16 protein-coding genes and 1 other annotated feature are annotated in these 13,138 nt (G+C 36.0%); all 16 genes read right to left on the bottom strand.

The window, feature by feature from the left end; genetic code table 11:
• Nucleotides 1–7: 7 nt before the first annotated feature.
• Nucleotides 8–880 carry a prephenate dehydratase gene (pheA, locus tag D2K60_RS17860; protein ID WP_117170668.1) on the bottom strand — a complete coding sequence of 291 codons (873 nt, stop codon included), beginning with the start codon at nucleotides 878–880 and terminating at the stop codon, nucleotides 8–10.
• Between the two features lie 16 nt (nucleotides 881–896).
• The gene (locus tag D2K60_RS17865; protein ID WP_117170428.1) at nucleotides 897–1,346 is read right to left on the bottom strand and encodes an ACT domain-containing protein; all 450 of its coding nucleotides are present in this window, start codon (nucleotides 1,344–1,346) and stop codon (nucleotides 897–899) included.
• A 65-nt stretch (nucleotides 1,347–1,411) separates the two neighbouring features.
• Nucleotides 1,412–2,689: a GTPase ObgE gene (gene obgE, locus D2K60_RS17870; protein ID WP_117170429.1), complete on the bottom strand. Its 1,278-nt coding sequence runs from the start codon at nucleotides 2,687–2,689 to the stop codon at nucleotides 1,412–1,414.
• Between the two features lie 12 nt (nucleotides 2,690–2,701).
• Nucleotides 2,702–3,235 carry a Spo0B domain-containing protein gene (locus tag D2K60_RS17875; protein ID WP_117170430.1) on the bottom strand — a complete coding sequence of 178 codons (534 nt, stop codon included), beginning with the start codon at nucleotides 3,233–3,235 and terminating at the stop codon, nucleotides 2,702–2,704.
• Between the two features lie 549 nt (nucleotides 3,236–3,784).
• Nucleotides 3,785–4,081, bottom strand: coding sequence for a 50S ribosomal protein L27 (gene rpmA / locus D2K60_RS17880; RefSeq protein ID WP_112181481.1), 297 nt, complete (start codon nucleotides 4,079–4,081; stop codon nucleotides 3,785–3,787).
• 14 nt (nucleotides 4,082–4,095) lie between these two features.
• The gene (locus D2K60_RS17885) at nucleotides 4,096–4,428 is read right to left on the bottom strand and encodes a ribosomal-processing cysteine protease Prp (protein ID WP_117170431.1); all 333 of its coding nucleotides are present in this window, start codon (nucleotides 4,426–4,428) and stop codon (nucleotides 4,096–4,098) included.
• 12 nt (nucleotides 4,429–4,440) lie between these two features.
• Complete coding sequence (rplU, locus tag D2K60_RS17890) at nucleotides 4,441–4,749, bottom strand: 50S ribosomal protein L21 (protein ID WP_117170432.1); 309 nt, start codon at nucleotides 4,747–4,749, stop codon at nucleotides 4,441–4,443.
• Nucleotides 4,750–4,765: 16 nt separating this feature from the next.
• Nucleotides 4,766–4,876, bottom strand: a sequence feature (ribosomal protein L21 leader region).
• Nucleotides 4,877–4,912: 36 nt separating this feature from the next.
• On the bottom strand, nucleotides 4,913–6,373 hold the full coding sequence (locus tag D2K60_RS17895) for a ribonuclease E/G (RefSeq protein ID WP_117170433.1): 1,461 nt from the start codon (nucleotides 6,371–6,373) through the stop codon (nucleotides 4,913–4,915).
• Between the two features lie 9 nt (nucleotides 6,374–6,382).
• Complete coding sequence (locus tag D2K60_RS17900) at nucleotides 6,383–7,240, bottom strand: M50 family metallopeptidase (RefSeq protein WP_117170434.1); 858 nt, start codon at nucleotides 7,238–7,240, stop codon at nucleotides 6,383–6,385.
• A complete protein-coding gene (locus D2K60_RS17905; RefSeq protein ID WP_117170435.1) occupies nucleotides 7,227–8,006 on the bottom strand; it encodes a M23 family metallopeptidase in 780 nt (259 codons plus the stop codon). Before D2K60_RS17905 ends, D2K60_RS17900 begins: the two co-directional genes overlap by 14 nt.
• Before the next feature lie 143 nt (nucleotides 8,007–8,149).
• On the bottom strand, nucleotides 8,150–8,947 hold the full coding sequence (gene minD / locus D2K60_RS17910; protein ID WP_117170436.1) for a septum site-determining protein MinD: 798 nt from the start codon (nucleotides 8,945–8,947) through the stop codon (nucleotides 8,150–8,152).
• A complete protein-coding gene (gene minC, locus D2K60_RS17915) occupies nucleotides 8,940–9,626 on the bottom strand; it encodes a septum site-determining protein MinC (protein WP_117170437.1) in 687 nt (228 codons plus the stop codon). The genes minD and minC overlap by 8 nt, the downstream gene beginning before the upstream one ends.
• Nucleotides 9,627–9,660: 34 nt before the next feature.
• Nucleotides 9,661–10,197, bottom strand: coding sequence for a rod shape-determining protein MreD (mreD, locus tag D2K60_RS17920; protein WP_117170438.1), 537 nt, complete (start codon nucleotides 10,195–10,197; stop codon nucleotides 9,661–9,663).
• Nucleotides 10,197–11,078 carry a rod shape-determining protein MreC gene (gene mreC / locus D2K60_RS17925; RefSeq protein WP_117170439.1) on the bottom strand — a complete coding sequence of 294 codons (882 nt, stop codon included), beginning with the start codon at nucleotides 11,076–11,078 and terminating at the stop codon, nucleotides 10,197–10,199. Before mreC ends, mreD begins: the two co-directional genes overlap by 1 nt.
• Nucleotides 11,079–11,091: 13 nt before the next feature.
• The gene (locus D2K60_RS17930; RefSeq protein WP_117170440.1) at nucleotides 11,092–12,132 is read right to left on the bottom strand and encodes a rod shape-determining protein; all 1,041 of its coding nucleotides are present in this window, start codon (nucleotides 12,130–12,132) and stop codon (nucleotides 11,092–11,094) included.
• Nucleotides 12,133–12,359: 227 nt separating this feature from the next.
• A complete protein-coding gene (gene radC, locus D2K60_RS17935; RefSeq protein WP_117170441.1) occupies nucleotides 12,360–13,049 on the bottom strand; it encodes a RadC family protein in 690 nt (229 codons plus the stop codon).
• Between the last annotated feature and the right edge of the window lie 89 nt (nucleotides 13,050–13,138).

The raw sequence follows: 13,138 nt of genomic DNA on the forward strand, positions 1-13,138 counted from the left end.
TGTTTCATCATTTTAATGTATCATCATATAAAAAATACGGATAGCTACCCAATACTTCAGCTGAGCAACCTAAGGCTTCCATTTCAGTAATTGTATTCGGAATAAGAATGTCATCCATCTTTTTTTCTATATCTACTAAGAAATAATAATTCCCTAAACCTGTTTTCATTGGCCGTGATTCTATCTTAGATAAATTAATTTTACGCCAAGCAAATGCCGACAAAACTTGATGTAGCGCACCAGGATGGTCAGTTGGCAAGGAAATCATTAATGTTGTTTTATACCCTTTTAAAGTTAGCTTTTCTGGATGCCATTCTGTATCATTTTTATGTAATACAATAAACCGAGTATGATTATTTTTAAAATCATGGATGTTTGCTTGGACAATTTCTAGTCCATATTCTTTTGCAGCCAGTTCATTTGCAATAGCTCCAATTTTCAAATCAGCATTCTCACTAACAAACTTAGCAGCAGCACCCGTTGAAGTAAACGTTTCTGCAGATACATGTTTCATTCCATTATGAAGAAATCGATGACACTGTGCTAACGCATGCGGATGTGAATATATAGTAGTAATACTTTTCCAATCATTTAGATGATCTGGGTGAACCATGAGGTGTTGTCGAATTGGAACAACAACTTCACTAACAATCTTGAGCGACTTATATTGAATCAGATAGTCTAACGTTATATTAACTGTTCCTTCAAGTGCATTCTCTAACGGTAAGACACCATACGTAATATGACCGTATTTTACAGCATCGATGCATTCTGGAATCGTTAAATAACTTACTTTTTCACCATCATTAAATAGTGCGTCTACTGCTGTTTTGGTGAACGTCCCCTTAGGACCTAAATAACCAATTTTTGTGGACACAATTATTTCCCCCAGTTCCCTAAGCACCCGAGCCTAAAATCTCTACTTTATCTATAAATTCGAGTTGCTGTAAGTTTTCCAATAACTCCTCAATACCTACCTCTAGACTTTCAGTATTTAGTGAAATTGTTACATTAGCCTTTCCTTGAATTGGAATTGTTTGATGGATGGTTAATATATTCCCACCAGCTCCAGAAACAGTAGTTAGAAGATTGGATAGTGTTCCTGCACGATCTTCTAAATGAAAAGATAATGTTATAATTCGCTCCTCAAGCATGGCCTGAAAAGGATAGACTGCATCTCGATATTTATAGAATGCACTTCTAGAAATACCAACCTGCTTCACTGCTTCAAAAACAGAATCTACCTTTCCACGCTCAATTAATTCTTTTGCTTCTATTGTTTTACGCATTGATTCCGGAAGAAAATCACCTCTGATTAAGTAAAACTTCCCAGCATTCTCCACCATTTAAAACAATCCCCTTTTTGAAGAAATACAACTAGATAGTAGGATTTTAATATATTTTTTAATGATTATTCTATAAACTCAAAAGTATAATCTAGCAAACGAACAGAATCTCCATTCTCTGCTCCTTTTTTCCTTAACGCATCATCTACACCCATACCACGTAATTGACGTGCAAAACGCTGTGTAGATTCATCACGATTTAAATCCGTCATTTTAAATAACTTCTCAATTTTTTCACCATATAACACGTATGCACCATCTGGATCACGTGTAATTTGAAAGGCTGGTGCTTCTTCTTTAAAACGATAGACAATATGCTCTGGTGCGTCTTCTACAGCAACAGTTTTCGGTATTTCTGCTAATTTATCTGCAATAGCAAATAAAAGTTCACGTATACCCTTTCGTGTTAGCGTTGAGATCGGATATATCGGATGTTCATCACCCATTTTTTCCTTAAATAGCTCTAAATTTTCTTCCGCTTCAAATATATCCATCTTATTTGCCACAATAATTTGTGGGCGTTCTAATATAGCAGGATCATATGCGCGTAACTCTCTTTTAATTGTTTCAAGATCTTCAAAAGGATCTCTACCTTCTGTTGCTGCCATATCAAGAACATGAATAACTACACGTGTTCTCTCAACATGTCGTAAAAACTGATGACCTAGTCCTACACCTTCATGCGCGCCTTCAATCAAACCTGGTAAATCAGCCATTACAAATCCGCGTAGATCTTCGGTTTCAACTACACCTAAATTAGGTGCTAATGTTGTAAAATGATAATCAGCAATTTTCGGTTTTGCTGCACTTACAACAGATAACAATGTCGATTTACCTACACTTGGAAAACCAACAAGACCAACATCCGCTATTAATTTAAGCTCAAGCGTGATATCACGTTCTATACCAGGTTCGCCCTTTTCCGCTATTTCAGGAGCAGGGTTTTTCGGAGTAGCAAAACGAATATTTCCACGACCACCACGTCCACCTTTTGCAATAACACCTCGCTGGCCATGTTCTACTAAGTCTGCTAGAACCTCACCTGTTGCATCATCTCGAACGGTTGTCCCAGGTGGGACCGCTAATACCATAGCAGATGAGTTTTTGCCATGTTGTCCTTTACTCATACCATTTTCTCCGCGTTTTGCTTTGAAATGTCGTTGATAACGAAAATCCATTAATGTGTTTAATCCTTCATCTACTTCAAAAATAATATCGGCACCGTTCCCACCGTCTCCACCAGCAGGTCCACCCATTGGTACATATATCTCACGACGAAATGATACTAGTCCATTTCCGCCATCTCCAGCCTTAACATAAACTTTTACCTGATCGACAAACATCCTGTCACCTCTTCATTCACTTATCCATGTCACGGTACAAATTTCGTGATCATGTTGACTTTTTTCTATTTCAACATTTAACAATTTATCAGAGTGTTCTATTTCATTTTTTAACTCATTTGATTTTTCAAAAATACCTGAGAAAGAAAGCTGTATTTTTAATTGCTGGTTATTTAATTGTTGAATGTTTATTGTACCATGATACATCTCTGTTTTCATACAATACTTAGTAAAATGCACCATTATTCTTTCTAACTGTTCATATAGTTTTTGATCATCAATAGAAAGTGTCTCACTAGTATTAATAATATGAGTCAATTGATAATTATCAAATCGCCAATTAAATTGCGTAAGCCAAAGTACCATTTTAGGTAATGACATATTTTGCATTTTCCGCTCTGATACAGCACGTTCTACAGATTGTTCTATTTTCTGCTGGACTTTATCTAACTTACCCAATTGTGCATATCCCATAATCAGTTGTAGCTCATTCATCCAATCATGTCGATAATGACGTAATAGGTCCACTACATCCTCATCTTTCATATTTCATCGCCTCATTTCATATCATAAAAATTATAGCAAAAAAAGGCTAACTGTGAAAGGCCATGTCAGTAGTATAGTCTTAATTAAGGTAATTTAATTATAATATAATGCACAATTGATAGAAACTGCGACGTAACAGAAGACCCTTATCCGCTACGTCAGCAAATGGTCTCCCTTTCCGCAGGCACGGCTTCAGCTAACTCGGATAAGCAAAGATCGCTTTCCGAGTGGATCTTCAGCCCGTGCTGTTCCTGCTGGAGAGTCGACCATTTGCTTCCTTCGCTAGAAAGAACTTAAGGTTCGAAAAGGCCTGTTATCGTTGATAAAGCAAATTCATCAATAAACATATTACTGACCAGCGATGAAAATCCACTACGACTCCTGCAGGAAAAGCGCGATCTGAAGATCCACTTGGAAGTGTCTTTCTTCCAAGTTAGCTAAAGACGTCCCTGCGGAAAGCGTAGTGGATTTTCAGAGCGAAGTAATCTGTTGAGTTACTAGTATAAAGAAAAAGGCTCTATCCTTATTCAGGATAGAGCCTTTTTGGTATTAAGCTTCTTGTGTAACTGGTAATGGATAAACACTTACCTTTTTGCGATCGCGTCCTACACGTTCAAAGCGAACAATACCATCAGTTTTAGCGTAAAGTGTGTCGTCTCCTCCACGTCCTACGTTAGTTCCTGGATAGATTTTAGTACCACGTTGACGGTAAAGAATTGATCCTCCAGTAACCATTTGTCCATCAGCACGTTTTGAGCCTAGACGTTTTGATTGAGAATCACGGCCGTTTCTTGAACTACCTTGACCTTTTTTAGATGAGAAAAACTGCAAATCTAAACGTAACATTGGTTTGCACCTCCTTACTTTTCAAAGATTCGTATATATTGATTATAGTCACGTTCGACGGTTTCTAATGAAACAAACATTCCTTCTAGCAACCATTCAGCAGCTTGACGCTTACCTTCATCCAATTGCTCAGGAAGTGCAACATGTAGATAACCACCTTCGCCACCTTGATCAATATTCGGTTCAATCTCACAAAGCTTTATTACTGCATTAACGGATCCAAATGAGATAGCAGAAACCGCGGCACAAACTAAATCATGCCCATGCGGTCCACTCTCAGCGTGCCCACTCAGTTCAAAAGCATATATTTGCTTATTTGGTTTACGATAAATTGTTGCTTGTATCATACGGAAACAACCTTACGCGTTGATTTTTGAAATCGTAACTTTCGTATATGGCTGACGATGACCTTGTTTACGGCTATAGTTCTTTTTAGCTTTGAATTTGTAAATTGTGATTTTTTTCTTACGACCTTGTTCTTCAACTTTAGCCGCAACTGTAGCACCTTCTACGAATGGAGAACCAACTTTTACGTCGTCACCACCAACAAAAAGAACTTTATCAAATGTTACATCTTCACCAGCTCCAGCTTCTAATTTTTCAATGTAGATAGCTTGACCTTCTTCAACTCTAACTTGTTTACCACCAGTTTCAATAATAGCATACATACTGCTTGCACCTCCTTCAAGAACTCAGACTCGCCATACAGGTGTCATAATTTATGACTTACATAAGAAAATACGAACTATGTAGCTCTCTTTTCTATTTACCCGATCTGTGCGGTTGTAGCAGCGGGCGCTACAATGAATAACGTATTGATATTATCACGAATCATAGTACTTTGTCAATGATAGCACTGGAATTTGTCTCTATAAAGTCTTTGACAAGCTTACTACTCCCAGCTAACTTCACGTGATAGGACATAACACCCTTCGTTTTATTCATATAAACGGAATGATGTAGACGTCTCTTTACTTTTTCAAGATCAATGTGTTTTATCCACAACTTATAAATTAGCGGATTAATATCTATTATAACAGATTCAACATTTGTGTCTATATAACTATATAGAACCCGTTCTAATGCATAGACATGCGTCATATTCGATAAAGTAATCTGAGAATCCGTTTGATCCAAAATAAGTTTACTGTGTGGTGCTGTAGCTCTCTTACGGGTCATCTCTACTAACCCTAACTGCGTAAAGCCATAGACTTCTGACCGAATAGGATCTTTATCAAGTGCGGCTCTTAAAATATCTAGCACCTTTTTTTTATCTGTTGGGTTTTTCATACTGATAAAGTCCAGGATGATAATACCCGAAAGGTTACGTAATCTAACCTGTCTCGCAATTTCCTTTGCTGCATATATATTTGCATGTAAGTGTGTACGTTCTTTATCATTCCTGCCTGTAAAGCCACCTGAATTAACATCTATAATTGTCATCGCTTCTGTTTCTTCGATATACAAACTCACACCATTTTCTGCGTCTACTTTCGGATGCACACATGCCTGCATTACTTGATCAATTGATAAGGGCAATTGGCTTTCAAGGTTTTTCTCCCATGTAATTGCAGCTTTTAAATGTCGATAACGCTCTCTGATTTCAGTTGCAATTGAGGCATCATCTATATAAATATGATCGATATGTTCAGAGGCGAATTTTCGAATAAAACGATCCAAAACCGGTGCATCATAATACAAACAGCTTGGCACCTTTAATTGCTTACTTTCCTTTTCCAGTAATGTCCAACGATTACGCAAATGTAAAAAAGCTTGTTCCATCTCATCACTTGTAAGATCCGATGCGACTGTACGAATTATTGCGCCTTCATTATCTTCACGAACATTTTCTATGATAGCTTTTTTTTCAGTTGCATCATCATGCGCAAGTTTTTTAGATAATGCTATATAGTTCCCAAAAGGTAAATAAACGATTGCTTGATCAGCAATCGTTATATTCGCAGATAATCGTGCACCTTTTGTATCATAAGCATCTTTTGTAACTTGCACAATCAAACGCTCACCTTCTGTAATTAGTGATTCCATTTTTTTAGTTGGATTCGCTCTAGCTGCAGGTAATTCTTTTCGTTGCAAAAAACCTAACTTTTCTGAACCAATATCAACGAAAGCAGCCTGTAGACCCTTCTCGATCTTAACGACTCTTCCAACAAAAATAGAATCAACAAGTTGCGGTTGATTTGGACGATCAATAACAAATTCTTTAATCTGATTATTTTCTACTGCTAAGGCAATTTTTTCTGTTGGTTGTGTATGAATATATAGGGAAACCAAATTACTTCCTCATTTCTGAATTTCATGACTCACTTCTTTTATAGTAGCTTGATGTTGTTTTAAATTAAAATAAATATGTAAGCATGTAGCTTCATCTGTTACATAGCAATCGTTTTCAATGAAAATATCATGACGATATTGACGATGGAATTTTGAGAATATGTCAATTAGACGCGTATCATTCGTCACAACAAGCGGTAGAGCTTTTTTATTTACTTGATTCGTTTCAAATCTCTTTAATAAAAAACGCATAAATACATAAAACCTTTGTTTCCATTCTAATCGATTTTCCCATAAGATAAAAGTAAACAATAAAACAGTGCTTAATATGAATGAAAAAGAAGTTAATAATACAATTAAAATACCACATACAACAAAAATAGATGACATGATCGTTAAAGCATGTGCTCTACGAAAAGGCAAAAAGGTAGACAATGTTATCAGATATAATTTACCCCCGTCTAATGGCCATATAGGTAATAGATTGAACAACAGAATAGTAGTATTATATTGATACCCTAACAGAATCAGTGAAGGGTTTAGCCATTCTAATTGTTGCAAACAAAAAAGTAACACATAAATGATAACATGTTGAAATGGACCTGCGAGTGTAATGACGCACTCTTCTTTTAATGGTTTACTTACATATTCATCCGTTTCCATAACACCACCAAACATCCAGAGCATTATCCTTCTAACTTTCCATCCATAATAAGCTGCTGCTATATAATGTCCTAATTCATGAATCAATACAATCGAAAAAATAATCGCCATCTCCATTAAAGTACCAGTCAGGATTGATGCAACAATACTAAACCAAAGAGTGGGATGAATGGATAGTGGTGGGAATTTATTAAGGATTTTCATCAACCTTCATCACCTTTACTGGATCAAGATACGTATTATTTTTTTCAACTGCAAAGTATAATTTACTCTCATTTGCAACAGAAGGAATAAATTCACCAATAATTTGATTGGTGTTTACAAATTGATATTGATTAACAGTAAAGTCTGACAAGTTGCCATAGATAGATTTACTTTTATCAGGATGCTGAATTATAATCGTTTTATTCGTTTTATTATCATTACCAGCAAAAATAACTGTACCTTGTTCCATCGCGTATACATCGGACGTCTCTTCAGAAGTTATAAAAACACTTTCTCCATTAACCTGGAATGATTGACTTATCGTACCATTAACAGGAAGTACTGGCGCATCTCCAGCGGTTTCAATAACACTTTGGTCTGTAAAAGCTAGTGGTGAACCAAATGTCGTTTGATACCATTGGTTCACAGTTGCAAATGGGAATTCTTCTGTTAAGGCAGAGGTTGTCCACTCTTTTGGTTTAGATAATGAAGAATGATCCACCTGATTAACTAAGGCTAATATAAAAAAGATGCTAGCAGCAATGATTGTTTTAAAAATAAATGAAGAAAAAAAAGCCGATGTATCCTCTTGTTTTTTTCCTGTCGTAGGAAAGTGTGTAGGCATGTATCCATGCTTTTCCTCATCTTGCAAGACATGACTTGATAAATTCTGTCGATATACTTTAGGATCATTTTTCACAGATGGTAGCTTCTGTTGCTTTCGTTTTGCTATATCTTTTCTAACTTGTACAATATCCTTTTTCATCCTATTCACAATCCTTCATTAGCTATTTGTACAAGTCTATGAAGGATTCAAAATGAATATGCTCCCATTTACAAATCGGCCGCACATTACTAATAAAAAATAAAGATACTTACATAAGAAATGTAAGTACCTTTTCATAGTTATTATGGACGCATACCAAAGAATTTTTTCACTTTTGAAAACATACCTTTTTCATCGTCAAACGATAAAAGTGGTACAGATTCACCAAGAATTCGTCTAGCAATGTTGCGATAAGCAATAGATGCTCGCGTATTCGGTTGAAACACGACAGGCTCACCGTGATTAGATGCTTTAATTACTTCATCATCATCTGCAATTACGCCTAATAATTCGATCGATAAAATTTGAACAATTTCATCGATATCTAACATATCTCCGTTTTTCATCATATGATTACGAATTCTATTAATTACTAAATGTGGTGGCTCAATATCTTCTTTTTCAAGTAGTCCAATAATACGATCTGCATCACGAACACTTGATTTTTCAGGTGTGGTAACAACAATAGCTCTATCTGCACCAGCAACAGCATTCTTATAACCTTGTTCTATTCCTGCCGGGCAATCTATTAAAATATAATCATATTCTTCTTTCAACTCCGCTATCATCTCTATCATACCTTCTGGCGTTAGATCAGACTTATCGCTCGTTTGAGCAGCTGGAAGAAGGTATAAACAGTCAAATCGCTTGTCCTTAATTAAGGCCTGCTTTAATTTACAGCGTTTCTGAACAACATCAACAATATCATAGATTATACGATTCTCTAATCCCATAACCACATCTAAATTACGCAATCCAATATCTGTATCCATCAAACAGACCTTTTTATCCATTAACGCAAGTGCTGTCCCTAAATTAGCTGTAGTGGTTGTTTTTCCAACACCACCCTTACCGGAAGTGATTACGATTGCCTCACCCATTTAAAATTCTCCTTTCAAACCCATTTAAATCAGGTCTTTTTTGTGTTAGAACTTGAAGGCGGTCTATCACGATTTTCTCTTTGGTTTCATCAATAAAACCACATTCCATGTAAACACCATCTGCTTCATAGTCAGGAGAACGACTGATAAAATCAGCAATCCTTAATTGCATTGGTTGCATATAAGAAGAAGCAATAATTGCATTTCTATTACCTTCACTTCCCGCATGCGCGATACCACGTAAACTACCTAAAACAAAAATATTGCCAGTTGCTACGATTTTCCCACCAGGATTTACATCACCGATAAGTAATAGATCGCCAGTAATCTCTAATACTTGACCAGAACGTACCATTTTCGTTACCGTTTTGATTTCACTTTCTTCTTTCCATTGTAATGCTTCACGCTTCAAAATAACATTAGATTCAACAGATTCAACTACTAATTTCTTTTTATTGCGTATTAAATCGCGTAGCATCTGTTCTTGTTCAGTATGTAAATAACGATTACCAAGTTGAATCGTTACAGTAATCATTGGTTCGTCATCAGACGTATATTCAGTTGAAAGTACTTGTTCAAGTTCATCTAGAATTGCCGTGAACGAACAAGTATCATCGATATATAATGTCAAGCCATCTCGCGTGCCTTTAATCGTCACTAGTTGCTTATTAGTAATCACGGTTTCACCTCATTCTACATGTATTCCACTGCAATTAGGAGCTATTTGAATCAAATCGCTCTGCAGCCCACCGTACTAATTTTTTCTTCATTAGAAGATAAAGTACAAAAAAGAAAATCATATTTGCCGCAAGTGTTGGCAACAAACGATTGGTTATGTACATCATACCATCTATTTGACTAATCCCTATAAAAGAATAAATCAAATAAATCCCACCATCTACTAAACTAAGACCAACGGCAGTTAATAAAGATGCAACCAAGAAGTTTGTATGCAAAACCTTTCGCATACCATGTATAAAATAAATTGTAATGCCGTACATAAACATATAGACGCCAATCACATTTGTATAAACGAGATCAACCATTAATCCAGAAATAATAGCAAATAAAATAGAATAATACGTGTATTCTAGATCATAAAACAAAGCAATAAGTACTAGAAAAACAAATAGCCAGTGCGCAGCTAATAACCAACCCTTTTCAATCACTATCAATGGTAAAAAGTCAAACGCCACTCCTTCTATTACAAGTAAGAATAGCAGGAAAAGAGGGAGATAAAGTCGAGACATTATTCTTCCTCCTCTTCTACCACTTCATCATTTGTTGTCATTGTACGATCCAAAACAATTACATGATTTAAATGATATAAATCTGCTGACGGCTCAATATAAGCAACTTGTGTTAGTCCATACTGATCTGTCGTCACTTCAAGAATTTCACCAATTTCAAGTCCTTTTGGAAAAACGCCACCTAAACCTGATGAAAAGACAAATTCACCTTCAGGAATTTCACCATCATATTCCGTGAATTCAAGTAATAATGCTTCACGTTCTTCATCAAAACCAAGAATAAAACCACTCGCATCTTCGTCTTCATCTGTAATATTTACATTTACTGAAATTCGATTGGAACGATCAAAGCCATTTAATAACAGTACTGTAGATGTGAATTGTGAGGCATCTTGAATTTTTCCAATCATACCTTCCCCAGTGACTACAGCCATATTTCTCTCAACACCATCTTGCTTGCCCTTATTAATCGTCACTTGCTTAAACCATTGATCTGAACTTCTAGCTGATATAGAAGCTTGAATAGGCTCATAATCTGAAATTGAGTCAGCGTCTGTTTTATCATTAAGCGCTACTAATTCTTCATTTTCTTTTCGAAGTTCTTGAACCTCATATAACGTTTGTTGATATTGTGCTAGTTCTTCTTTTAATCTTTGATTTTCTTGAAAAACATTCTTGAAATCATCGATATTTGTAATTATAGTTGTCGTATATTCGACTGGTACATGAACAACTTGCTGCATCCATCCAACAGCGTCTTGAAAAAATTGCTCTACTGCTGATAATTCCTCACGTTCACGCAGTGAAAAACCAATTAAACCAACCAAAATAATAAACCCAATTAAAATGGTAAAAAGTCGCTTTCTTTTAAAAAATGACATTTAACACACCTACTTAATTCATTGTAGAACGAGAAGAGATACTAGGATGAGATCTGAAATGTTGAATATAGTCTAATGACATTCCAGTACCAATTGCAACACTATCTAAAGGATTATCTGCTACAAATACAGGCATCTTCGTTTCATCACTAATCACTTGGTCTAATCCTCTTAAGAGTGAGCCTCCACCAGACAAGACAATGCCACGATCCATAATATCAGCTGCTAATTCAGGAGGTGTTTTTTCCAATGTGTTCTTGACAGCATCAATGATTGCAGTGACTGCATCATTTAATGAATTTGAAATTTCTTCTGCTGTAATTGTAATCGTTTTTGGAAGTCCAGTTAATAAATCTCTACCTCTAATATCCATCTCATCATTTTCAACTGGTTTCCCAGCATTACCAATATCCATTTTGATCGCTTCAGATGTTCTTTCACCAATCATTAAATTATACTTTTTACGGACATATTGAACAATAGCTTCATCCATATCATCTCCGGCCGTACGTATCGATTCACTTGTTACAATTCCACCAAGCGATATAATTGCTACTTCAGTAGTACCTCCACCAATGTCCACTATCATACTACCTGTTGGTTCCCAAACTGGTAAACCAGCACCAATTGCCGCAGCAAATGGTTCTGCTATTGGATAAGCTTCTTTAGCCCCAGCTTGTTTTGTTGCATCAATTACTGCTCGTTCTTCAACCATCGTAATCCCAGATGGTACACAAACCATTACATTTGGCTTTCTGGCAAAGGATGAACGATTCTTTTGCGCTAAACGAATGTAATATTTCATCATTGTTGCTGTTGTATCGTAATCGGCAATTACGCCATCTTTCATAGGTCGAATAACGGAAATATTACCAGGCGTTCTACCTATCATATTTCGCGCTGAGCCACCAACAGCTTCAATTTCACCTGTTGAATTATTTATTGCAACAACAGATGGTTCTCTAACAACAATTCCTTTTCCTTTTACATAAACTAGTGTGTTTGCCGTTCCTAAATCAATCCCTAAATCTTGCGATAAACTAAATCCAGCCAAATCAATCTTCCTCTCTAATCTCACGATGCTTATTGTTTCATCTCATTAATTTTTAGTTTCATCATGTTATGTGTAAATTCCTTATTAGTATCATAACATGAAAAGTTTGTTATGGCTGTAATTCACCATAACAAGAAGCGCCATATACAAGAAAAAACTTGTAAAGTGGCGCCGAATTTAAACTTCGTCTATTTAATTATACGAAAAAAAACAAAAAATAGATAGTCTTATACGTATCCTTTTTCTTTTAATGAAACAAACTTTTGATCACCGATAACTAAATGATCCAAAAGTTCTATGCCAATCATCTTACCACATTCCGCTAAACGTTTTGTTACTTGAATATCTTCTTGGGAGGGAGAAGGATCACCAGATGGATGGTTATGCACACAAATAATCGAAGCAGCAGAACGTTTAACAGCTTCTCGATAAACTTCACGGGGGTGAACAATTGAGGCGTTAAGACTTCCAATAAATACTGTTTGCCTATGAATAATTTGGTTTTTTGTATTTAAAAATAGGCAAACAAAGTGTTCCTGGTTCAATAGGCGCATTTCTTCCATGACGAAATTAGCACCATCTTCAGGACTACGGATAACATATCTCTCTTGCGGCTTTAATTGATTCATACGTTTACCAAGTTCAATAGACGCTAAGATCAGCACAGCTTTCACCATACCTATTCCTTTAATCGCTGTTAATTCTTCAAATGTTGATTCACGTAATAAATTGATTCCTTCAAAGTGCATCAATACGCGTTGAGCTAGGTCCTGAACAGATTCTTCTCTTGTTCCAGTACCTAATAATATTGCCAGCAACTCTTGATTCGAAACATGACTTGCGCCTAATTCAATCAATCTCTCACGAGGACGGTCTTGTTTTGGTATATCTTTCATCGTTACATGTATGCTTGTCATCTATTCACCTCAGTACACATTTTATATAAGTAATTTTACCGAGTAACGGAATAGAAAACAAATCTGCATTTCTGAAATTCGGCCCTCTA

This window comes from Paraliobacillus sediminis (assembly GCF_003426055.1).

Coding starts and splice junctions, on each gene's coding strand:
- D2K60_RS17865 (WP_117170428.1), bottom strand. CDS start 1,346: ATGGTGGAGAATGCTGGGAAGTTTTACTTAATCAGAGGTGATTTTCTT.
- obgE (WP_117170429.1), bottom strand. CDS start 2,689: ATGTTTGTCGATCAGGTAAAAGTTTATGTTAAGGCTGGAGATGGCGGA.
- D2K60_RS17875 (WP_117170430.1), bottom strand. CDS start 3,235: ATGAAAGATGAGGATGTAGTGGACCTATTACGTCATTATCGACATGAT.
- rpmA (WP_112181481.1), bottom strand. CDS start 4,081: ATGTTACGTTTAGATTTGCAGTTTTTCTCATCTAAAAAAGGTCAAGGT.
- D2K60_RS17885 (WP_117170431.1), bottom strand. CDS start 4,428: ATGATACAAGCAACAATTTATCGTAAACCAAATAAGCAAATATATGCT.
- rplU (WP_117170432.1), bottom strand. CDS start 4,749: ATGTATGCTATTATTGAAACTGGTGGTAAACAAGTTAGAGTTGAAGAA.
- D2K60_RS17900 (WP_117170434.1), bottom strand. CDS start 7,240: ATGAAAATCCTTAATAAATTCCCACCACTATCCATTCATCCCACTCTT.
- D2K60_RS17905 (WP_117170435.1), bottom strand. CDS start 8,006: ATGAAAAAGGATATTGTACAAGTTAGAAAAGATATAGCAAAACGAAAG.
- minD (WP_117170436.1), bottom strand. CDS start 8,947: ATGGGTGAGGCAATCGTAATCACTTCCGGTAAGGGTGGTGTTGGAAAA.
- mreD (WP_117170438.1), bottom strand. CDS start 10,197: ATGTCTCGACTTTATCTCCCTCTTTTCCTGCTATTCTTACTTGTAATA.
- mreC (WP_117170439.1), bottom strand. CDS start 11,078: ATGTCATTTTTTAAAAGAAAGCGACTTTTTACCATTTTAATTGGGTTT.
- radC (WP_117170441.1), bottom strand. CDS start 13,049: ATGACAAGCATACATGTAACGATGAAAGATATACCAAAACAAGACCGT.